At 67.2% G+C, this 20,551-nt stretch carries 20 protein-coding genes; 6 read left to right on the forward strand and 14 right to left on the reverse strand.

The window, feature by feature from the left end:
• Positions 1-573 precede the first annotated feature (573 nt).
• Both CWT10_RS16890 and fbaA read right to left on the reverse strand, forming a co-directional pair.
• Positions 574-732, reverse strand: a complete 159-nt coding sequence (locus CWT10_RS16890) for a hypothetical protein (RefSeq protein WP_158247668.1) — start codon at positions 730-732, stop codon at positions 574-576.
• A 328-nt stretch (positions 733-1,060) separates the two neighbouring features.
• The gene (fbaA, locus tag CWT10_RS15035) at positions 1,061-2,110 is read right to left on the reverse strand and encodes a class II fructose-bisphosphate aldolase (protein WP_103063576.1); all 1,050 of its coding nucleotides are present in this window, start codon (positions 2,108-2,110) and stop codon (positions 1,061-1,063) included.
• Positions 2,111-2,372: 262 nt separating this feature from the next.
• On the opposite strand from fbaA, the gene CWT10_RS15040 reads away from it, so the two are divergent.
• A complete protein-coding gene (locus CWT10_RS15040; protein WP_103063577.1) occupies positions 2,373-2,810 on the forward strand; it encodes an Hsp20/alpha crystallin family protein in 438 nt (145 codons plus the stop codon).
• Positions 2,811-2,901: 91 nt separating this feature from the next.
• Here the strand turns inward: CWT10_RS15040 and CWT10_RS15045 are convergent, their stop codons facing one another.
• The 10 genes from CWT10_RS15045 to CWT10_RS15090 all read right to left on the reverse strand — a co-directional run bounded on the left by CWT10_RS15045 (position 2,902) and on the right by CWT10_RS15090 (position 12,699).
• Positions 2,902-3,672, reverse strand: a complete 771-nt coding sequence (locus tag CWT10_RS15045; RefSeq protein WP_244936751.1) for a TrmH family RNA methyltransferase — start codon at positions 3,670-3,672, stop codon at positions 2,902-2,904.
• A 369-nt stretch (positions 3,673-4,041) separates the two neighbouring features.
• Positions 4,042-4,611: an orotate phosphoribosyltransferase gene (gene pyrE / locus CWT10_RS15050; RefSeq protein WP_233188214.1), complete on the reverse strand. Its 570-nt coding sequence runs from the start codon at positions 4,609-4,611 to the stop codon at positions 4,042-4,044.
• A 242-nt stretch (positions 4,612-4,853) separates the two neighbouring features.
• Positions 4,854-5,552: a TlpA family protein disulfide reductase gene (locus tag CWT10_RS15055; protein ID WP_103063578.1), complete on the reverse strand. Its 699-nt coding sequence runs from the start codon at positions 5,550-5,552 to the stop codon at positions 4,854-4,856.
• Positions 5,545-6,468, reverse strand: a complete 924-nt coding sequence (ccsB, locus tag CWT10_RS15060; RefSeq protein WP_103063579.1) for a c-type cytochrome biogenesis protein CcsB — start codon at positions 6,466-6,468, stop codon at positions 5,545-5,547. The genes CWT10_RS15055 and ccsB overlap by 8 nt, the downstream gene beginning before the upstream one ends.
• Positions 6,461-7,981: a cytochrome c biogenesis ResB family protein gene (locus CWT10_RS15065; protein WP_233188211.1), complete on the reverse strand. Its 1,521-nt coding sequence runs from the start codon at positions 7,979-7,981 to the stop codon at positions 6,461-6,463. The genes ccsB and CWT10_RS15065 overlap by 8 nt, the downstream gene beginning before the upstream one ends.
• A gap of 13 nt (positions 7,982-7,994) precedes the next feature.
• A complete protein-coding gene (locus tag CWT10_RS15070) occupies positions 7,995-8,687 on the reverse strand; it encodes a cytochrome c biogenesis CcdA family protein (protein WP_103063590.1) in 693 nt (230 codons plus the stop codon).
• Between the two features lie 4 nt (positions 8,688-8,691).
• Positions 8,692-9,609: a tetratricopeptide repeat protein gene (locus CWT10_RS15075; RefSeq protein ID WP_103063580.1), complete on the reverse strand. Its 918-nt coding sequence runs from the start codon at positions 9,607-9,609 to the stop codon at positions 8,692-8,694.
• A gap of 17 nt (positions 9,610-9,626) precedes the next feature.
• The gene (locus CWT10_RS15080) at positions 9,627-11,237 is read right to left on the reverse strand and encodes an ammonia-forming cytochrome c nitrite reductase subunit c552 (RefSeq protein ID WP_233188212.1); all 1,611 of its coding nucleotides are present in this window, start codon (positions 11,235-11,237) and stop codon (positions 9,627-9,629) included.
• A 6-nt stretch (positions 11,238-11,243) separates the two neighbouring features.
• Positions 11,244-11,741, reverse strand: a complete 498-nt coding sequence (gene nrfH / locus CWT10_RS15085; RefSeq protein ID WP_103063581.1) for a cytochrome c nitrite reductase small subunit — start codon at positions 11,739-11,741, stop codon at positions 11,244-11,246.
• Between the two features lie 121 nt (positions 11,742-11,862).
• Positions 11,863-12,699, reverse strand: a complete 837-nt coding sequence (locus CWT10_RS15090; RefSeq protein ID WP_103063582.1) for an SDR family NAD(P)-dependent oxidoreductase — start codon at positions 12,697-12,699, stop codon at positions 11,863-11,865.
• A 61-nt stretch (positions 12,700-12,760) separates the two neighbouring features.
• On the opposite strand from CWT10_RS15090, the gene CWT10_RS15095 reads away from it, so the two are divergent.
• Positions 12,761-13,570, forward strand: coding sequence for an exodeoxyribonuclease III (locus CWT10_RS15095; protein WP_103063583.1), 810 nt, complete (start codon positions 12,761-12,763; stop codon positions 13,568-13,570).
• A gap of 296 nt (positions 13,571-13,866) precedes the next feature.
• Here the strand turns inward: CWT10_RS15095 and CWT10_RS15100 are convergent, their stop codons facing one another.
• The gene (locus CWT10_RS15100) at positions 13,867-14,742 is read right to left on the reverse strand and encodes a serine hydrolase domain-containing protein (protein ID WP_103063584.1); all 876 of its coding nucleotides are present in this window, start codon (positions 14,740-14,742) and stop codon (positions 13,867-13,869) included.
• A 153-nt stretch (positions 14,743-14,895) separates the two neighbouring features.
• Entirely contained in the window at positions 14,896-15,738 is an 843-nt protein-coding gene (locus CWT10_RS15105; RefSeq protein ID WP_103063585.1) for an NADPH-dependent oxidoreductase, read from the reverse strand.
• A gap of 99 nt (positions 15,739-15,837) precedes the next feature.
• On the opposite strand from CWT10_RS15105, the gene CWT10_RS15110 reads away from it, so the two are divergent.
• The 4 genes from CWT10_RS15110 (at position 15,838) to CWT10_RS15125 (ending at position 20,548) form a co-directional block, all read left to right on the forward strand.
• A complete protein-coding gene (locus CWT10_RS15110; protein WP_103063592.1) occupies positions 15,838-16,596 on the forward strand; it encodes a 3'-5' exonuclease in 759 nt (252 codons plus the stop codon).
• 238 nt (positions 16,597-16,834) lie between these two features.
• On the forward strand, positions 16,835-19,168 hold the full coding sequence (locus CWT10_RS15115; RefSeq protein WP_244936752.1) for a PrsW family glutamic-type intramembrane protease: 2,334 nt from the start codon (positions 16,835-16,837) through the stop codon (positions 19,166-19,168).
• A gap of 52 nt (positions 19,169-19,220) precedes the next feature.
• The gene (locus CWT10_RS15120; protein ID WP_128683566.1) at positions 19,221-19,904 is read left to right on the forward strand and encodes an Imm52 family immunity protein; all 684 of its coding nucleotides are present in this window, start codon (positions 19,221-19,223) and stop codon (positions 19,902-19,904) included.
• The gene (locus tag CWT10_RS15125; protein WP_128683568.1) at positions 19,901-20,548 is read left to right on the forward strand and encodes a hypothetical protein; all 648 of its coding nucleotides are present in this window, start codon (positions 19,901-19,903) and stop codon (positions 20,546-20,548) included. Before CWT10_RS15120 ends, CWT10_RS15125 begins: the two co-directional genes overlap by 4 nt.
• Positions 20,549-20,551: the final 3 nt, after the last annotated feature.

Genomic DNA, 20,551 nt, shown 5'->3' on the forward strand with positions numbered 1-20,551 from the left:
TAATACCCCGGCAGTCCTCGGGTACCATCCCAGCAACACGGCGCCTGAACCCATCAGAACCGTCAGCGTCACCCAGAGCACTATAGGCGTATTACCAGCCCAGGTGTCCGCGTCAAAAACAATAAAGCCTGCGCCTAGAGCGATGTAGGCGATCCTCTTCCCGAGTGACGTCCTACGACCGATTTCCGGAGGCATGCACATCACCGTCGGCGCTCGCAGCAGGAGGGGAACAGCAAACATAGTGCAATGCGACCGCCATCGGCATCACCTCCCGAGGAGTACGTCACCCGCCCTGTCGATGCTTCCAGAACGGTCGACGTCTCCGCCAGCTCAGCCGTCGCCTGTGGTACCGCGCCTCCCGCCAGTGCCGCCACCAGCAGCATCCCGGCCGTTACTCGCTTCATCATGGTGCGCCCCGTCCGTCTCAGCATTGACGACTATCCCGGGGCATTCTCTCTCGCGCCCGGCCGCGGCACCACCGACGAATGTAGGTGTGTGCATCCGTTGGCGGCCGCGGCCCATCGCGTCGGCGAGACCCGGCCGTCACGGGCAGGCCCTCCCGGCCAAGAATGGTTACCAGCGCACCTGCACGGCGCTGACGATCCCCGCATCGACACCCTCGACGAACCCTCGGGAGGCCGAGCCGATCAAGAGCTGACGCAATCCCAGCCCGCAGGCGAGCGCGATCAGCACAGCAAGAGCAACCAGCAAGGTGGAACGTCGGCGAGACATCGGTCCTCCATGGAATGTGCTGAGTTGCCGGACAATAACTCAGCGGCGACATTACGGCTCAACCATGATTACCCTCTCGGCACAGCCGAACAACCGTCGCAGGTAGGAGATCCGCAGTCAGCATCCCCTACTCGCGCACGACCCGCAAAGAGCTCGATCCAACCGGCCGCCAATGGTTGTGGCCCCGACACCGCACCGGTGCCGGGGCCACAACCATATTCACGCCATACCGGGAGGCTCGCGCACCTGCCTACAGGCGTCTCGAGCAGCCGGACTGAAGCGAGAGTGACGACGCCGCGCCGGGCAAACGCCCTCGCCGTCGGACCGATCAGCGCTTGGCGGAGCCGACGGAGCCGAGACGCTCGCAGGCCTCGACCACGCGGGCGGCCATGCCCTCCTCGGCGGCCTTGCCCCAGGCACGCGGGTCGTAGGTCTTCTTGTTGCCGACCTCACCGTCGATCTTGAGCACGCCGTCGTAGTTCTTGAGCATGTGGTCCACAACCGGGCGGGTAAAGGCGTACTGGGTGTCGGTGTCTACGTTCATCTTGATGACGCCGTTGCGCACCGCGGTGGCGATCTCCTCGTCGGTGGAACCGGAGCCACCGTGCATGACCAGGTCGAAGGGGGAGCTGGTGTCCCCGACCTTGGTGGACAGGCGGTCGCCCAGGCGGGCGGCGACATCCTTCTGGATGTCGCCGAGGATCTCCGGGCGCAGCTTGACATGCCCAGGCTTGTAGGAGCCGTGCACGTTACCGAAGGTCAGGGCGGTGATGTAGCGGCCGTTCTCACCCAGGCCGAGAGCCTCGATGGCGCGCCAGGCGTCGTCGGCCGTGGTGTAGAGGTTGGCGTTCTCGTCGCCGGAGATGCCGTCCTCCTCACCGCCGACGGCGCCGATCTCGATCTCCAGGATCGTGTTGGCGGCCTTGGCGCGCGCCAGCATGTCCACGGCAATCTCAATGTTGTCGTCCAGGGACTCGGCCGACCCGTCCCACATGTGGGAGTTGAACATCGGCTGCTCGCCGCGCTTGACCTGCTCGGCCTCGATCTCCAGCAGCGGGAGGATCCAGGGCTCGAGCATCTTCTTGGGGCAGTGGTCGGTGTGCAGGCCGATCACGCCCGGGTAGAGGTCACCGACGGCGCGGGCATAGGCCGCGAAGGCGATGGACCCCTTCACGCGGTCGAGACGGGAGGATCCGGACCAGTAGGCGGCGCCGCCGTTGGAGATCTGGACGATTCCGTCAGACTCGGCGTCGGCGAAACCCTTGAGTGCCGCAGACAGGGTCTGCGAGGAAGTGACGTTGATCGCGGGGATGGCGTACTTGCCGGCCTTGGCGCGGTCAAGCATGTCGGCATAGGACTCCGGGGTTGCAATGGCCACTGGGTGCCTCCTGATGAAAGTGAATAGTCAGTGGTGCACCGCTGATTCTGTCACGGATTCACGCCCGCGTGAACCGGATCATGGTCCCGGTTCGCGGCAGGAGGCCGGCAGCCGTCCCACCGGAGCCCCCCGTTCACCCGTGGCGATTAGGGTTAGCACTCTCAAGGTGAGAGTGCCAAAATTGAGTTAGCCGGGAGCGGCGCGCACGCCCCTGACTCGGCTCTCGGAGACGCCGAGGCCGTAACCACTGGAGGTGGTTTACATGGCAACAACATCCTTCGACCCGTTCCGCGACCTGGACCGCTGGCTGAGCGGCGGCATGGTACGCACCCCCGCGTCCGTGGGCATGCCCCTGGACCTGTTCCGCCAGGGCGAGTCCTTCGTAGCCCGCATCGACCTACCCGGCGTTGACCCCGCCACGATCGACGTCGACGTCGAGGACCGCACCCTGACCGTGCGCGCCGAGCGCCCGGCTCACGAGGCCGCGGACGTGCAGTGGCTCGCACACGAGCGTCCGACCGGGACCTTCGCCCGGCAGCTCACGCTCGGCCACGGGCTCGCACTGGACCGCATCTCCGCCCAGTACACCGACGGCGTGCTCACGCTCACAATTCCGGTGGCCGAGGAGGCCAAGCCGCGCAAGATCGAGGTCACGCACGCCTCGGCCAAGCACCCGGTCATCGAGGCCGAGCAGAACTGACGGCGGCGCCGGGACGAGCCCCGCCGCCATCCCGGCCGGGCTCGTCCCAGCCCGGGCATGTCCACTTGCTCACCACCGGGCCCGTATCCGCTCAGTCGGGTGCGGGCCCGGCGTGTTGCAGAATCCACGCGTGCATGGCGACGGCGGCCGCCGCGGCCACGTTGATGGAGCGGGTGGATCCGTACTGGCCGATCCGCAGTACCCGGGAGCAGCGCGCCAGCAGCGCGGGACTGATCCCCTCCCCCTCGGAGCCGAACAACATCAGGCAGCGCTCCGGTAAGGCCGCCTCCTCCAGCAGCTCCGCCCGCGGGCCGTTGTCGATGCCGATGACTTCATAGCCGACGTCGTCCGCCCATTCCAGCAGCGCGTCGGGTTCAGCGTGGTGGCGCACATCCAGGTAGCGGTTGGTGACCATGGCACCGCGCTTGTTCCAGCGGCGCCGCCCGATAATGTGCACGGCCGAGACATTGAAGGCATTGGCTGTACGCACGATCGAGCCGATGTTCAGGTCCTGGGAGACGTTCTCCACGGCCACGTGCAATGCATGCGCGCGTGAAGCCAGATCCGCGCGGATCGCTTCCATGGTCCAGTAACGGTAGCGGTCTACCACGTTGCGGCGGTCACCGTCGGCCAGCAGCTCCGGGTCGTAGCGAAGGTCATCGGGCCAAGCGCCCGGTCCGCCGGGCCAGGGGCCAACCCCGACCTCGCGCGGCGCGCGCTCATTAGTCCACGCGTGCGGCTCGGGCTGCTTCTGGCGGTCGGCGGCCTCGCGGACGTCCATGATGTCCGGGATGTCCGGGATGTCCGGATCGGAGCCGAAGGCGTTACCCGCACACCGCTTACCTCGATAACCCGACATCATCTGCCCCCTGCCAGTACGCGACGTACGACCACCTCCACGATCGCACCTGCGGTAGCTTAATGGGCTCCTCCAGTTTCAAGGGCGTCGAGTTCGGTCGATATAACCGTCGAGTTCGGTCGATATAACCGTCGAGTTCGGTTGGTAGGGCCGCCAGCACACCACGAGCAGGCAGCGCATCCAGTCACCGACCAGGCCAACTTACCGACCGACATCGAGATCCCCACACCCGCGACCATCCACCCCTACACCCTTAAACCGGCTGAGCCCGAAAAGTGCCTGACGATCGCCGACTCGCAGCTCACGAACGCCTGCTGGCCCGCTTATGCGAAGACAGTCTGCTGCGTCGGCGGCTAATTCGGGTCGGAGGCGTCAGTCAAGTCCCAGGTCTGCAAGTCCGAGAGCAGCGTAGTAGGGCAGGCCGGCAGCCTCAATGCGCTCACGTGCCCCGGTGGCTCGGTCTACGATCACGGCGACGGCGAGAACCTTGGCACCCGCCTCACGCAAGGCTGCGACGGCCTCCAGGGGGGAGCCGCCGGTGGTGGAGGTGTCCTCCAGGACGACGACGTTGCGGCCGACGACGTCGGGGCCCTCGATCCGGCGCTTCATGCCGTGATCTTTGGCGGCCTTGCGCACTACGAACGCGTCCAAGTCCAGTCCGCGGGAGGCGGCGGCATGCAGCATGGCGGTGGCCACCGGGTCGGCGCCCATGGTCAGCCCGCCGACGGCGTCGACGTCCTCGGTGCCAAGCCCGGCCTCCTCAAGCATGTCAAGCATGACGTGTCCGATGAGGGGGGCAGCCTCGTGGTGCAGGGTGGCGCGGCGCATGTCCACGTAGAAGTCGGACTCCATTCCGGAGGCGAGAGTGACTTTTCCGCGCACGACGGCGAGTTCGCGGATCAGTTCGGACAGGCGGGCGCGGTGGGAGTCGTTGGCAATCACATCGGTACTCACGCCGCAAAGGCTAACCCGGCTCTTTGGGTTTAGGGGTTTGGTGGCTGCTGTCCGGACAGTGGTTTGGGGTTCGCGGTCGGGCCGATGAGTTCGTTATCTAACAGGAGAGATCGTCGTCGGCCCGGGGGCTCCGCCGTGGCCGCCGGCCGGGTCGGCGCAGCAGCGAACACCCCCAACCACAGCCCCAAAACGGAAGAGCTATGCACCTTCAACCGATCTCGGTGGTGATTTCAACCGATCTCGGTGAGGGCGCGCAGGGACTCCTCCATCTGTGCAGGGGTCAACAGGCCCACATGCACCTGCTGCACCACTCCGTCAGCACCAATGAAGAAGTGCGAGGGCACCCCCATGATCCCGTAGGCGGCGGAGATCGCCTGGCTGCGGTCGGGCACCTGCGTGAACTCATTTCCCACGCGCTCGGAGTAGGCGCTAACCGCGGCGGCATCCTCCCCCACGTAAACCACGATCACCTCCACGTCATCCCCGTACTCGGCGGCCGCCGCCTGCACGTCCGGCATCTCGGTCCGGCAGCCCGTGCACCAGGTGGCCACGAACATCAGCCACACCGGCCGCCCCTCCATGGCCTGCGGGTCAAGCACCACCTCCTGGGAGCCGAGGTCGGTGGCCGTGAAAGCCGGGGGCGTCTGCCCCGCCACCGGCGCACTGCCCGCCCCCTCCACATCCACCTCGGTGACCACGGCGATCTCCGCCTGGGCCGGACCGGCGTCGTCGGGCTTGACCGCCCACCAGGCGGCGATGGCTATGGCGAAGGCCGCCACTATCACCACGGCCACCTGCCCGAAGTGGGAGCCGCGGATGCCGGCGCGCCAGGCGGGCTCATCGGGTTCGTCGGCCCGAGTGGCCGGGTCGGCAGAGTCGAGCAGGTCGCCGTCGTCGGCGGGGATGTCTTCCGACACTTCGTCACGCATAGGAGTGCAGCCCTCCGAAGAACAGGTTGCCCAGGTAGGTGAATAGCACGGCGGCGAAACCCAGGATAAGCAACCAGGCGGAGCGATTGCCCCGCCAGCCCCGGGTCACGCGGGCGTGCAGGTAGGCGCCGTAGATCAGCCAGGTGACCAGGGCCGCCGTCTCCTTGGGATCCCACCCCCAGTAACGTCCCCAAGCAACATTCCCCCACAGCGCCCCCAGGATCAGCATCAGCGTAAGCATGGGGAAGGTGACCACGGTGGCGCGGTAGGCCAGGTCATCGAGCACCTCCTGGCGGGGCCATCCCCGCCAGCGCACATGGGGGGCCAGCAGGTACATGATCGCGGCGGCGAAAGAGACCACCGCGGCCCCGTACCCGAGCGACGCGGTGAACACGTGCAGGGTCAGCAGCGGGGAATTCTGCAGTGCTGGCATCAGCGGGCTGGGCTGGTAGGACAGGGTGGAGGCGTAGATGAGCATCGCCAGGATCACCGGCAGCACGATGATTGACACCGTACGCACCCGGTAGCGCCACTCGAAGACTACCTGCGCCAGCATCATCCCCCAGGCGAAGCAGATGGCGAACTCGTAGTGGTTGGAGAAGGGTGGGTGCCCGGTGGCGATGGTTCGGGCTATCAGCGATCCCGTGAGCAGCAGCAGGCCCAGCTGGGTGGACTTGGCGGCCCACCAGGTGATGGTGAAGCGCTTGATCGGGGCCCGCTGGACACCGCCGGTCACCTCCACGGTGCGCTCACCCGCGCCGGTGTCGACGACGATGCTCGCACCCGTCCCTTCCGTCGGAGCCGTGACGGCGGCCCGAGACATGCGGGCTGCGAAGAACGCACCCAGGTAGGCGATGGTGGATACCACCACCAGGGCGGTGGTGATCAGCAGCAGGGCCTGGGAGTACTCAAGCATCGGCGGCGGTCCTTTCTGCGTGCCGGGTCATTCGTCCGCTCAGGCGGACGGCCATGTCGGTGAAGAATTCGCTGAATCCGAAGTCGCGGCGGTCGGGCGAGGCCATCTGCACCAGGGCGCCGTCGTCGACCTCGGTGACCCGCACCCAGATGCGCCGGTGCCGGAAGAACATGGTCATGCAAATGCCGATCACCAGCAGGCCAAATCCGACCCACACAATCAGGGTGCCGGGGTCGCGTCGCACAATCATCCCGGTGAACTGCTGCTCACGCTCGAAGGTGAGAGTGTAGGCACCCACCACACTGGGTGCACCCTGATCCAGAATGGCCTCGGCACTGGGTGTGGTGGCGTCACCCTGGTACAGCTCGACGCGCACCTGGCCCGGCTCGATACCGGTGCCGACCTGCCCTGAGGCCGCTTCCACCACGTACATGACCGTGCCGTCCGGCAGGGTGGTGTGCCCATAGTTGAAAATCTTGTCCGCGGTGGTCCACTCCAGGGCGACGCCGTCATGGAGGACCTGCGCGCCGGAGGCGTCGACCACCCGCATGACGGCGGATACCCCGAAGTAGGACTGGTGGAACATCACGCCCTGGTAGCTCAGCGGCGTGTTGACGCGTACCTGTTGCGAGGCGACCTCGCGGCCGGCGTCCAGCAGGGTCAGGTCGGCTACATAATCCTTCGGCGAGCCGTCCTCGTAATAGATGTCTTGAAAGCTGTTGGCCTGCGCTGTCAGCGCGGTGCCGTGACCAACGTCCTTGGGATGGCCCACCGTCAGCGTGAACTGCTGGTCACGGAATCCGGTCAGGGAGGAGACCACGAAGCCGGCCATGACCACCACGAAGGCGACGTGGGCGAAGACCGTGCCGAAGGGCGCCCAGTAGTTGCGGTCCAGGTAGGCGTTGTGCCCGGGGCCGCGCTCATCCACGATCACCCGCAGGCGGTGCCGGCGCGCATCGGCACACACGATTTCGAAGGCGTCGGCGGCGCTGACCGGCGCCGTGAAGTGGGAGCGCAGCCGGGCCCGGTCGAAGAAGCGGGCGGTCACCCGCGTACGCGGGTGCCGGGCAGCGCGCCAAATGACCGGCAGGCGGTGCACCGTGCAGGCAAGGATCGAGGCGGCCAGCAGCCCCATCACCACCAGGAACGGCACCGAGGTGAACATGGTGAAGGCCCCGAGCGTGTGCAAAATGCCGGTCCAGCCCCCGAACACCGGACGCACCTGCTCCAGCCACTGCTCGGCAGCCTGCGGATCCACCCGGGCGGAATCCGGCATCTGCGGGAAGATCGCTCCCAGCAGGCCCAGCAGGCCAGCCAGCAGGATCAACACCAGTCCCACGGTCTTGTTGTAGAAGAACGCATAGATCTGCTTGAGCATCTGGCCCGGGGAAAGCGCGGCCTGATCATCCAGGCCGTCCACTGCCCCGGAGCCGCGCGAGGCCGTGGCCGTCCCCGTCCGCCCCGCGGCGGGGGGCTGTGCGGATCCGGCCGACTGCGTGTCGGTCTGTTTCACCTTCGATGCCTCCTTAAAGCCCCAGGGCGGGGATCAGGGCGGACAGTCTTCCCAGCATGCCACTGACCATAAGCAGTCCGACGACGACGAGCATGCCCCCACTGACCAGGGACACGCCCACATGGTGGCGACGGAACCAGTTGAACCTCTGCGTCACCTGTGCCGAGCCCAGGGCGACCGCGACTACCGGGATTCCCAAACCCAGGCAGTAGGCAACCATGAGGGCCACGCCGGACCACGCCGTCGGGCTCGCCGTGGCCAATGCGAGGATACCGCCCAGGATTGGGCCGATGCACGGGGTCCAGCCCGCCCCGAAGGCAACTCCCATCAGGGCGGCGCGCAACGGGGACCCGGCTACCTGCGCGGGGCCAGCCGCGCGCACCAGGGTGTCGAAGGCGCGCAGCGTCAGTATGCCCGCCACGTGCAGCCCCATCAGCACCAGCACCGCCCCGCCCGCCATGCGCGCGTAAACCACGTAGGGTCCCAGCGAGCGCCCGAGCAGTCCGAGTGAGGCCCACAGGGCGATGAAGACCGCGGAGAATCCGGTCACGAAGCTCACCGAGTTGGCCAGGGCGGTGCGGCGGCGCACCGGTCCCGCATCGGCTCCCACCAGCTGCCCCACGAAGGCGGGCACGATCGGCAGGAAACAGGGCGAGGCGAAGGAGACCAGGCCCGCCAGCAGGGCAACCGGAAGGGTCAGCTCCACGATCTCACCCCGCACTCGGCGTCGCGGTGGCCGATCCCATGGTGCCGACATGCTCCCGTACTTCGGTGGCCATCGCCGAATCAGGGGCGAGCTGGAGCACCTTCTCCCAGCATTCATTAGCCCGTTCGGTGTCGGGAGGGGTGCGCGCCATGTACAGGAAACCGAGGTTGTACCAGGGCTCGGCCGCCTGCGGGGCGAGTTCGGAGGCGCGCAACCAGTGCGTCTCCGCCTGCTCGTACTGATTGGACTGGTATTCGACGACGCCTATGGCCAGCAGGGCGGCCAGGTTGTCGGGGTCGACGTCAAGGATCTGTTGCAGCCAGATGGCGGCCTTCTGGTACAGGGCCGCCCTGAGGTACATGACGCCCAATTCCTGCCGGGACTCCAAGTCCTCCGGGTCCGCCTCGGCCTGCGCCAGGAGCTCCGCCTCCCGTTCGGGATCCACCGGCTCCGCCTGGTCCAGCGCGGCGATCTCGCTGGCGGACATGGTGGCGGAGATCGAGGGATGCCCCGAGGGCAGGACCATACCCACCGAGGCATTGTCCTGGCCCGCCTGCCGAACAATCACGACCACCGCGGCGGCCAGCAACGCCACCAGGATCAGGTTCAGGCGCGACACCCCGGTGCGACGTTCCAAAGTGGAGGAGGCGCGATCGCGTCCGCGCCGGCCGGTGGCGGCAGGCGGGGCGTCAATCTCCTCATCCTCGGCGAGAACATCCTCCACATCGGCCTCGTCCTCGGTGTCGGCCGGGACCTCGTCGTCGCCCGGATCGCCGTCCTCACCGAGGCCGGCCAGCTGCTCGGCCGCCCATTCCTTCAGCCCCTCCGGGGCTTGGGCGAGGAAGGCGGCCAGCTCTTCCCGATCTGGTCCGCCGGCACCCTGACTCGCCGAATGCCCGTTACTCACCCGCGCTTGCCCCATACCGTGCAGGCGCCCCGTCAGTTCCCGTCACCGGGCATGTTCGGCAAGGAGACCACCGGGCCGACCCCGTTCTCGACGTCCACGCCGCGCAGCACCAACTGCCCGGAGCGGGCCCAGTCGGTGGCCTGGTTGAGGATGGAGATCGAGTAGTCGGGGGCATGGAAGCCCCGGCCGTTCTCGGAGAAGGAGTAGTCGACTACGAACTGGGACTTGCGCTGGTAGTCGCGGGCCTTGTCCAGATCATCCGCGGAGGCGGTTCCGTTCGCAGCGGCGTCGGTGATGTCGGTGATCAGTGCGTCCAGGGCGGTGAAGGAGACATTCAGCGATCCCTGCCAACGCGTTTGGATGCCGTCCACCCGCTCGCGCATCTCCTGCGCGGTGGAGTGGTGGCAGGTCAGGCAGGATGCGTTGATGGTCTCGTCATTGGCCATCGGGCTCATGATCTGGTGGTTGGACACCTTGGCGGCACCGACCCGGTTGTAGGGCATGTGGCAGTCGGCACAGGTCACGCCGTTGGCGGCGTGAATGCCCTGCGCCCAGGTCTCGAAATCGGGGTGCTGCGCCTTGAGTACGTCGGCTCCGGACTCTTCGTGGGTGAAGTCGGTCCAGCCGATCTCGTCGTAGTAGTCCATGGCGTCGTAAACCGTCAGTCCCTTGTCCCACGGGAAGGTCAGGGTCTTGGAGTCGCCGGCGAAGTAGTACTCGACGTGGCACTGGGCGCACACGTAGGTGCGCATCTCCTGGTTGGTGGCGTCACGGTTGACGTCATAGTCAGCAATGCCTTCGGCCGCCTTGGCCTTGCGGATGCCGTCGACGAAGGCCGGACGAGTGATGGTCAGCTCCATGGTCTGCGGATCGTGGCAGTCGATACAGGCGATGGAGCCGGAGGTGTGCTCGTAGGCGTCCTTGAAGCTCATGGCGTTCATGGCGTGGAAACCCGCTTCACGGTCGCCGTCACCCAATTCGTCGTAGACCGCGGGCATGGAGGCGTGGCAGTTCAGGCAGGTGCCGGGCTGGTTGAATCGATCATCGGTGCGCTCGGTGTAGCGCTGATCCACCAGTGCCCACTCGTGTCCGCGCGGCTCGGTGTAATCGTAGGAGAAGGGGTAGCCGCGCCACATTCTTTGCGCCCGAGTCTCGGCGTCAATGCGTGAAACGGTGTGGTACTCGCGCGGGTCGTCGGCCGTGGGGGTGACGGCGATGAAGTCGCCGTCGGTGTCTTCGATGGTCTTGCGGTACTGCTCGTACTGGATGGGGAAGTTCTGCCCCCACACCTGCGGATCGTAGGAGGTGTCGGTCAGCTCCACCACTTCGGTGAAGGAGGCCGCCGACTCCTGCTTGTGCTCGAAAATCGTGGTCAGCAGCCAGGTCAGGGCGCCCGCGGCCACGGCCACGGTCACCAGCACCACGGCCGGCACCCATTTTCGGGACCGGTCGGAGCGGGTCTTCCCGCCGGCGGCGCCCGCGGTGGAGTCGGTGTCCTCCCCGTCATCCAGATCGGGGTCGGTCACCTCATCCGCCTCGGCGGCGTCATCCGGCTCGGAGGCGGTCGTCTCGACGTCATCCGCCTCGGCGGCCTTGTGGTTCTCGGGGTCATCCATCGCAGCGTCATCCCTCTGGGTACTCATGTCGCATCACCTCATATGCCCGACGCCATCGTGACAGCGGATGCACGACACCGTCTCGTCCTTGTGGGTGGAACTGTTGGTGGCCTGGTCGACGAAGTCGCCGTGGCAGTAGAGGCAGGCCGCCTCGGTGATCTCACGGTTGTGCTCGCGGATCTGCATGTTCTCCGGGTAGTTCTGGAACGTGAACTTCAGCGCGTGCCAGAAGCCGTTGTCAGCCTTGTTGAGGTACTTGTGGACCACGTTGTCATGCGGCAGGTGGCAGGAGTTGCAGGTGGTAACGTCGTGATGGCTGCTGCGCTGCCAGGCCTCGTAGTGATCATCCATCGCGTGACAGTTGGCGCAGGTGGCCGGATCGTCACCGAGGTAGTCGATCACTCCCGAGTAGTACACCGTGAAGCCGCCCACCCCCAGTACGACGCCCAGCAGCGCCGCCAGCGCTACCCGCGCCCAGCCGGTGAACAGGCGCGTGTAACCGCGCCATATCGCCTTAACAAGACGTACCACGCGGCACCCCCTCACGCTCCGGGAATGTCACGCCCCGTCCGCCGGGGAAGCGGACCGACACAGGGCTTGCTGACCTCACCAAGGATATCACAGCGCGTCACGAAAGTCATGATCCTTCCGGTCAGTAGCGAGTCCGCGCGCCGGCGTGGCCCGCAACGCGCCGCACCACTCCGCGGGGCGCCAGCCGCAGCAGTGCGTTGACGCCGCGATAACGCAGTGATGGCGTGCAGATGACCTGACCGCGCCGCACCGCCGCGAGCGCATCTCGGGCCACGTCCTGCGTGCGCAGCCAGGCGACTCGGGGCCAATCCGCCTCCATGCCGGCACGATCGTGGAACTCCGTGCGGGTCAGGCCGGGGTTGACCACGGTGGCCGTGACGCCCGTGCCGCGCAGTTCGCTAGCCAACCCCTCGGTGAAGGTGCGCACCCACGCCTTATGCGCCGCATAGGTACCCATGGCGGTCAGTGCCGTCACGGAGGAGACGTTCAGGACCGCCCCGTGACCGCGGGCGATCATGCCCGGGATGGCGGCATGGGTCAGTTCCAGGACGGCACCGACCATGACGTTCAGCGCGCGGTGCTCCTGGCCCAGATCCCCAGCGGTGAAGGACTGCCCGACCGCGAAACCGGCATTGTTGACCAGCAGGTCGATGGGCCGGGCGGCCACCTGCTCGACGGTGTGCGGAACATCCGGGCGCGCAGCTCCCGCCGAGAGGCCGGTGGCGGGACGCCCAACGCGCAGCCGCTCGGCTACGCGGGTGACGTTGTCAGCAACCGACAGGTCCGCGGCGATCACCTGCACACCGACGCCCGCTGCCTGGCTTATCTGGGTGGCGATTTGGTCCAATCGCTCCCGGGTGCGGGCGACGAGGACGAGGTCGTGGTGGGCCTCGGCCAGCTGCCAGGCCAGTTCCAGGCCGATGCCGCTGGTGGCACCGGTAATGAGTGCGGTTCCCATGGGGGGAGCCTAATCGCCCGACCACGTCACCGTCGGCAAGCGACCGCGGTAGCCTGGCTGCATGCGTCTGGCCACCTGGAACGTGAACTCCGCCCGCACCCGAGTCGATCGGATCGTGGACTTCCTTGAGCGCCGGGAGGTGGACGTGCTGGCCATGCAGGAGACCAAGTGCCGCCCCGATCAGTTCCCACGCGCCCCCTTCGAGGCGGCCGGCTACGAACTGGCCGTGCATGGGCTGAACCAGTGGAATGGCGTGGCCATCGCCTCCAGAGTGGGGCTGGTAGATGTTGTCACCGCCTTCCCCGGGCAGCCCGGCTGGGCGGCGAAGACGGGGGCTGAGCCGGTGGTGGAGGCGCGGGCACTTGCAGCCACCGTGGGCGGCACTTCCACAGGCGACCCGGTGCGGCTGTGGAGCCTGTACGTGCCCAATGGGCGGGAACTGACCCACCCGCACTACCGGTACAAGCTGGCCTGGCTGGCGGCGCTGCGCGACGCCGCGGCCGCCTGGTTGGCGACAGAGCCGGGCCAGTCACTGGCGCTGGTGGGCGACTGGAATGTGGCACCGCGAGACGAGGACGTGTGGGATATGAGCGTCTTCGAGGACGCCACGCATGTGTCCGCCCCGGAGCGGGCGGCGCTGGAGGAGCTGGAGGCGACCGGCCTGACCGAGGTCACGCGCGAGCGCGTCACCAACTACACCTACTGGGACTACCAGCAGCTGCGTTTCCCGCGTAATGAGGGCATGCGCATCGACTTTGTCTACGGCTCGGCGGCCTTCGCGGCGCGCGTACGCGGCGCCTCCATCGACCGGGACGAGCGCAAGGGCAAGGGCCCGAGCGACCACGTGCCCGTCGTGGTCGACCTCGACTGAGCGGGACGGCCCGGGGTCCGCATCCGCGCCGGCCTTCCCACGGCACGCCAAGACGCACTAATACCAGTGCCGCACGCTTAGCCGTCGGCGCGTGTCACAAGAACCGCGAAATTCCGCGGTTTCGCCGAGCGAGTCGCGAGCGCTGGAAGGCTCCCATGTGCGCCGGCACCTTCGCCGCACATGGGAGCGTCGGCACCGAAAACCGGGCAATTCCAATAATGGCTGTTTTCCAATGAAAAGTCCTAATCGGGACAACTGAGGCGAGCAGCTAAGCGTGCGCGGCTGCGATGTCCGAGTCACAGGGCGAGTAGCTGGGCGTTGAGCGCGGGCCAATTTTCCCGGTGCACGGCGCCGAAGGAGCGCGCGCCCAGGAACACCGCCTGGCGGCGAGCCACCGGATCGACCCAGATGAATGATCCGGACTGGCCAAAGTGGCCGAAGGTCTCGGGGCTGCTCGTCGGGGCGGTCCAGTGCGGCTGTTTGGCGCCGCGGACCTCCAGACCGAGGCCGAAGTCATTTGCGACCTGACGCCCGTATCCGGGCAGTACGCCCGACAGGCCGGGGTGGACGGGGCGGCGTGCGGCTGCGGCAAGAGCGGGCGAGACGAGGGTTGGGGCCGCAAGCTCGCGGGCGAAGGCGGCCAGGTCGGCGGCGCAACCCGTCCCCGAGTGGGCAGGCGAACTGGGGATACGGACGCTCTCCATGCCCAGGGGCTCGAGTACGCTGGTCTCTACCCACGCCTCGAGTGGGGTGGCGGTCGCCTCCTCCAAGAGCCGACCGAGGATCTCGAAGCCACGGTTGGAGTAGATGCGGCGGTGGCGCGGCGGCGCCAAGACGGAGTCGGAGTCGAAGGCGATACCGGAGGCGTGGGCGAGCAGGTCGCAGATGGTGGCGCCGGGAAGCCCGGGCGCAGCGGGCGCGCCGAGGTCCAGCAGGTGCCGGTCGGCGGCGACCAGTGCGCTCCAGGCGACCAGCGGCTTGGTCAGGGAGGCGAGTGGAAATATGGCGCGAACATCGCCCACCTCGGCCAGGGTGCGGAAGCGGGGTCGCGTGTCGGGAGCTGAGGGGGCGCCGGTGTCCGCGTCCGTGCGGAGTTCATTGGCGATGAGCGCGATGGGGAAGTCGAAAGCCGTTACGGCGGGGAGGGCCTCCGGCCCGACCGGGGCGGGCACGGCGCCAAACCCAGCGGGGAGGGCCTCCGGCCCGACCGGGGCGGGCACGGCGCCAAACCCAGCGGGGAGGGCCTCTGGCCCGACCGGGGCGGGCACGGCGCCAAACCCAGCGGGGAGGGCCTCCGGCGCGGACGCGGTAGGCACAGCGCTTCCTCAGTGCAGGCAGAGCAGCTGCTCGTGCAGGACGTCTAGCACGGGGGCCTGCGAGGCCGGGCCGCCGCCCAGTGCGCGGGTGATCTGGGTGGTGAAGGAGTCGACGCGGTTGTTGGTGTCGCGCAGGTCGTAGTACTGCTGGACCTCGGAGTCGTAGGCGGCCAAGGCGTCGACGTGGGCGTCAAGGTCGGGGTAGGTGTCCACGGAGGTGACGATCTCGCGGGGCAGGCGGGGCTTGTACTGGGGCTCCTGGGCGGGGTGGCCCACCAGCAGGCCGAGCAGCGGGTAGGTGCGCTTGGGCAAGCCCAGGGCGGTGATGACGCGGCGCACATCACCGATGATGGAGCCGAGGTAGACGGTGCCCAGGCCCAGCGACTCGGCCGCGACCACCATGTTCTGGGCGGCGATGACGGCGTCCTCAACGCCCTGGAGGAACAGGGCGGTGCGCTCGAGCGGCTCCAGGGAGGCACCGGCCCGTTCGCGGATGACGGCGTTGCGGTGCAGATCCACGACGAACACGAACAGTTCGCCGCGCTCCCCACCCACGTAGGGCTGGCCGGAGGCGAGGTGGAGCTGTTCGCGCACCGCGGGGTCCTGGACCCGGATGACGGTGACCTGCTGCTGGAAGGAGGAGCTGGCAGCCTGACGGGCGACATCTAGCAGGGTGGACACCACGTCCTCAGCCACCGGCTCGGAGGTGTAGGCGCGGATGGTGCGGTGGGCCAGCTGGGTGGCGATGGTGGTGTTGGTGACCGGGGTGGTCGCGGGGGTGGTCAAGGCGTCGGTGGGGGCGCTGGTGACTCCAGCCGGCGCGGCGGGCTCATTGTCGGGCGTGGTCGTCATAACCTCGACTCTATCCCTCTCGGCCCGGCCCCGGGCCAGACGACCGGGGCGACGCGACGGGTAGGGACCCGGCAACGCCGAAGGCCTACGATGGTCTCGATGCCCTTCTATCACCGCGCGCGTCTGCCGCTGCGTCAGACCCTTCAACCCCGTCCGGCTGAGGCCGCCGTGGGCGGCGACCTTTCTGAGGTGGGCTACGCCGTAGTCGACCTGGAGACCACGGGACTGTCTCCGGCGGCGGACTGGATCATTGAGATCGGGCTGGTGCTGACCGGACCGGACGGGGCGGTGGAGCGGAGCTGGTCGACCCTGGTGAACCCGGGAGACACCGTCGACGTGGGCCCCACACATATTCATGGGCTCGTGGCCGCGGATCTGGCGGGGGCTCCGACCCTGGCCGACGTCGCCGACCTGCTGGTGCGCGACCTGGCGGGACGGGCGGTGGTGGCCCACAATGCGCGCTTTGACGTCGGTTTTCTCACCCAGGCGCTGGGCGGTCTGGATCATTTGGAGCGCGGGGCGCGGGTGCCGAGGGTGTGCACCATGGAGCTGGCGCGGCATTTCATGGCCACCCCGTCACGGCGACTGGTGACCTGCTGTGAGACTGCCGGGGTTCAGATCGGGCGACACCACACTGCGCTCGATGATGCTCTGGCCAGTGCCGGGTTGCTGCGCCATTACCTGGCGGTGGGGCGTGAGCGCGGGGAAGAGCCGGTTGCCTGGTCGCGCTCGCTGGCGGAGGCGGCGGCCTTCAATGGCTGGCGCTGGAGTGAGACGGCCGCCCGCGCCCAGGAGTCCCATCTGATGCCGCGCCGCGGCGAGGGCGTGCTGCGACAGGTCGACAGCGTCCGCCGTTAGGGCGGGCGGTCGCCCCGTTGCCCCGGCCAGGGCGGGCCGGCATACGCGCACGGGCGTCACGGCAAGGATCGGCAGGACCTAGCAACCGCGCGTTACACATGTGCGTTAGCAGACCCCTGCGTAGTACCTGGATTCTGATTTGTGATTTACTGCCGCGGGTTCGTATCTGCACATCGTACCGAGAGGCTCCCTGATGGCTTCATCCCCCATGGCGGCAGCTGGATCGTCGTCTGCTTCATTGACTGAGGGTCGTGCGGAGTGGTGGGAGGTGCTGCGCGACCGGTTGAGCGATACGGTCTGGTTCGGGCGTTTGGTGCGGTTTCGTGTGGTGTGTTCGTGGTTGGCGGCGGTGGTGGTGCTGGTGGGGCTGGTTGTATCGCCGACGTTGAGGGCGGCCCTGGGCGCGTGGATCGGCTGCCTGTGGCTGCTGCTGTGCTGGTTTGTCCTGGCACGGGCGAAGACAGTGTCTTGGGCGTTGGTGTCCGGGATGCTGGCGGCGGCGATGGTGTGGGCGGGGGTTATCGCTGCGACAAGCACGTGGATCTCGGAACTGGCGGAAGTGGGGGTGTCCTCTACGGCCGCTTCGGTGGTGGTGGCCCCGTTGGTGGAGGAGGTGGGCAAGCTGGTGCCGCTGGCGGCGCTGGCTTTGGCGGCTCCGGGGCGGATACGGCGGCTGCTGGCGAGCGACTGGCTGGTGCTGGGTGTTGCCTGTGGTGCAGGGTTTGAGGCGGTTGAGGAGATGGCGCGTCGTATCGTCATCTTGGAGACACAGCCGAGCCTGTTCGGTGCGCTGGATTTGTTGACATGTTCCTACCAGGGTGTCGGTGATTTGGAGTGCTTGGGTGCGACCATGTTTTCCCTCAGTCCGTTTTCGGGGCAGGCGGGGGAGTATCTGGTTTTCGCGGGACACGCGATCCTCACCGGCCTGGTGGCCGGGACGTTGGGGACGGCAATCGCCGTGTGGCGCCGGTGCGGAGGCATGGTCGGTTGGAGGCGGGTGGTGGTGCGCGCCGCGTGCACGCTGGCGCCGTTGTGGGCACTGTGGGTCGTGATGGTGGATCACGCTGGCCGCAACGCCAGTCACTATGGGCCTTGGTCGCAGACCGGGGACCAGGCGCCGTGGTGGCCGGTGGGAGCTACCTCAACGCTGACGCTGGGCGGGCACGGGCGCGGCTGGATGCTGCTGGGACTGCTCGGTGTGGCGTGGCTGTTGGACGTGCGCGTCTTGTGGGAGGGGGGTTATACGCTGTCGCTTGAGGGCGACGACGGCGGTGGCCGGTGGGGGCCGTGGCGTCTGCGGCGTATCAAGGCGCTGCGTTATGACCGTTGGCGGTCGTTGCGGGCGGTGACGATCGATCTGGTAGCCACCACCGGAATTGAGTGGCGGTGGGCGTACCGCACGCTGTTGGAGGCGGCCGGTACTCGCCGGCCGGGGCTGTTGGCGATCGCTCCGGCGAGGTTGCGTATTGGGCGGGAGGAGGCGGTTCGCGCAGTCCTGGACTCCGTGCCGCAGCGCTGGTGGCCCTGGCGGCTCGCCGGTATGGGGGTGCTGGGAGCGGCGGCCGGCCTGGTGGCGCTGACACCCGCCCTGGCCGGCGTGTTGGAGGCGCAGTTGAACGACTCGGGCTCCTTGTGGTGGTTGGCGGGGATTCTCCACGCCTTGGGGACCTGGTGGGAGAGTTTGAGCCTGGAGCAGAAGGCCGCCTTGGTGTTCTTCGTCGGGGCGGTGGTGGTGCTCACCGGCGGGACCTTGGGGTTGGCCTTCGAGCTCGGCATGGGTGCTGCCACCTTCTTCGACGCCGCCCACGGGGCCGCTGATCTGATGCGCGACCCGTTGGGGACGGTGCGGCGTTACCTGTCTACTCACACGCCCGCTGAGATCGTCATGGATCTGGCACTGGCGGGGCTGACGATCCTGGGTGGAGGCACTGCCAGCGCCATGGGCGGGCAGGTCGCCCGCGGCGCTCACTGGGCGTCCCGCCAGGCCGCCCGCCAGGCGCGCTACGAGTACTGGCTGTGGCGTAATGACCGGGCCGCCTGGCGTAATTACGTCAAACAACGCAACCGGGCTGTGCGCGCCCACCTGGCCGATGAGACAGGTGGGGTAAAGCCCGGTTTGTTCGATCCGCGTGCCGGCAAGCACTACCCCGGCGTGCGCAAACCCGTACGCGGGTCCAGTGAGGGCGGGGTGGGCACCTGGGGCAAGGGCAAGAACAACAGCCCCTCCTGGCGCTCGGCGACCTATGAGGAGCAGGTCACCGGCGTACGCGTGCAAGACTCCTACTTCGTGGGCGGCAAGGAGTTCGACGGCTTCAAAGACGGCGCGCTCATCGAGGCAAAGGGCGAGGGCCTGGCCAACCTCATGAACAAACCCTGGGGCGAACATGTTGTCGATGACGCCGTCGACCAGGCGTGGGAGCAGGTCGCGGCAGTGCGCGCCACCGGCACCAACACCCCCATACACTGGCACATAGCCGAAAAAGAATTCTACGACCGACTCCTGTACCTCCAAACAAAAGGTAAATTCGCTTCCGAGGTCAAGCTGTTCTTCACCCCGCCCAACTACTACTAACCAGCAACCACAACCAGTCCACAACCGCAGCCAACAGGAAAGGAAAGACACCATGAAATGGGAACTAGATTTCAAGAATCAGCGTCCGGGCCTGGACCGGCGTATGGACGAGTCGATCGCCAGGGCGTGGGAGTTCATGCAGGCGATCAAGCCGTATGACCCCACCTTCCACCGGTGGCGGGAAACCGCCCGCACCAAGGCCCAGGCCGAGGCCAACCCCAACATCGAAACCCTCGACCAACTCCGCCAGGCCGTCTACGCAAGCGCCGACCCCGAACTCCCCGGCGTCATCAGATCATTCTTCAGCGGCGACATCGACGCCGACGGCAGCAGCCTCAGCATCCAGCTGGGCATGCCCAGTCCCGACACCCATTTCATAAGCCTGCAAACAGGGCATACCCTGGGGGCGCGTATTGACACCGATGAGGATTTCACCGACTGGCTGATATACACCGGCGCCCGCATTATCAACCCCACCATCGGCGCACTGACCAGAGAAGACTACAAGCCCCGCAACATCAACATCGACGGACCCGAACCATACGACTACGTACCCGGCTGGAAGATGTTCTTCCACCGCGACTCCCCCCACTGGCCCCAGGCCCACGCCCTAGCCAACAAGACCATGCCCGTAGCCGAGGGCGCCATCCTCACCTACGGCACCCCCGACACCTACACCCAAACCCTCAACCAATGGCCCCGCCCCCAAAACCCACAAGAAGGCCAGCCGTCATGAAATGGTATCTAGACTTCAACATCTACCGTCCGGGTTTGGACCAGCACATGGATGAGTCGATCGCCAGGGCGTGGGAGTTCATGCAGGCGATCAAGCCGTATGACCCCACCTTCCACCGGTGGCGGGAAACCGCCCGCACCAAGGCCCAGGCCGAGGCCAACCCCAACATCGAAACCCTCGACCAACTCCGCCAGGCCGTCTACGCAAGCGCCGACCCCGAACTCCCCGGCGTCATCAGATCATTCTTCAGCGGCGACATTGGCACCGGAGGCAGCAACCTATACATCCAACTGGGCCTGACTCGTCCCGACACCCATTCCATAGAACTGGAGACGGGCCCCGCACTGGGGGCGCGTATTGACACCGATGAGGACTTCGCCGACTGGCTGATATACACCGGCGCCCGCATTATCAACCCCACCATCGGCGCACTGAGCAGACAAGGCGAGCCTCTCAACCCCGACCCCGAACCATACGACTACGGACCCGGCTGGAAGATGTTCTTCCACCGCGACTCCCCCCACTGGCCCCAGGCCCACGCCCTAGCCAACAAGACCATGCCCGTAGCCGAGGGCGCCATCCTCACCTACGGCACCCCCGACACCTACACCCAAACCCTCAACCAATGGCCCCGCCAGCAATAACCG

The sequence above is a fragment of the Actinomyces qiguomingii genome, assembly GCF_004102025.1.
In the GTDB taxonomy this organism is placed as follows: domain Bacteria; phylum Actinomycetota; class Actinomycetes; order Actinomycetales; family Actinomycetaceae; genus Actinomyces; species Actinomyces qiguomingii.

Bases quoted from the DNA above. Each gene is read 5' to 3' on its own strand.
- CWT10_RS15090 (WP_103063582.1), bottom strand. From the start codon at position 12,699: ATGGGAACCGCACTCATTACCGGTGCCACCAGCGGCATCGGCCTGGAA.
- CWT10_RS15055 (WP_103063578.1), bottom strand. From the start codon at position 5,552: ATGCGTGACGAAGTGTCGGAAGACATCCCCGCCGACGACGGCGACCTG.
- CWT10_RS15080 (WP_233188212.1), bottom strand. From the start codon at position 11,237: ATGAGTACCCAGAGGGATGACGCTGCGATGGATGACCCCGAGAACCAC.
- CWT10_RS15045 (WP_244936751.1), bottom strand. From the start codon at position 3,672: ATGATGTCGGGTTATCGAGGTAAGCGGTGTGCGGGTAACGCCTTCGGC.
- CWT10_RS15120 (WP_128683566.1), top strand. From the start codon at position 19,221: ATGAAATGGGAACTAGATTTCAAGAATCAGCGTCCGGGCCTGGACCGG.
- ccsB (WP_103063579.1), bottom strand. From the start codon at position 6,468: ATGCTTGAGTACTCCCAGGCCCTGCTGCTGATCACCACCGCCCTGGTG.
- CWT10_RS15105 (WP_103063585.1), bottom strand. From the start codon at position 15,738: ATGACGACCACGCCCGACAATGAGCCCGCCGCGCCGGCTGGAGTCACC.
- CWT10_RS15125 (WP_128683568.1), top strand. From the start codon at position 19,901: ATGAAATGGTATCTAGACTTCAACATCTACCGTCCGGGTTTGGACCAG.
- CWT10_RS15095 (WP_103063583.1), top strand. From the start codon at position 12,761: ATGCGTCTGGCCACCTGGAACGTGAACTCCGCCCGCACCCGAGTCGAT.
- CWT10_RS16890 (WP_158247668.1), bottom strand. From the start codon at position 732: ATGTCTCGCCGACGTTCCACCTTGCTGGTTGCTCTTGCTGTGCTGATC.
- CWT10_RS15110 (WP_103063592.1), top strand. From the start codon at position 15,838: ATGCCCTTCTATCACCGCGCGCGTCTGCCGCTGCGTCAGACCCTTCAA.
- CWT10_RS15040 (WP_103063577.1), top strand. From the start codon at position 2,373: ATGGCAACAACATCCTTCGACCCGTTCCGCGACCTGGACCGCTGGCTG.
- CWT10_RS15075 (WP_103063580.1), bottom strand. From the start codon at position 9,609: ATGGGGCAAGCGCGGGTGAGTAACGGGCATTCGGCGAGTCAGGGTGCC.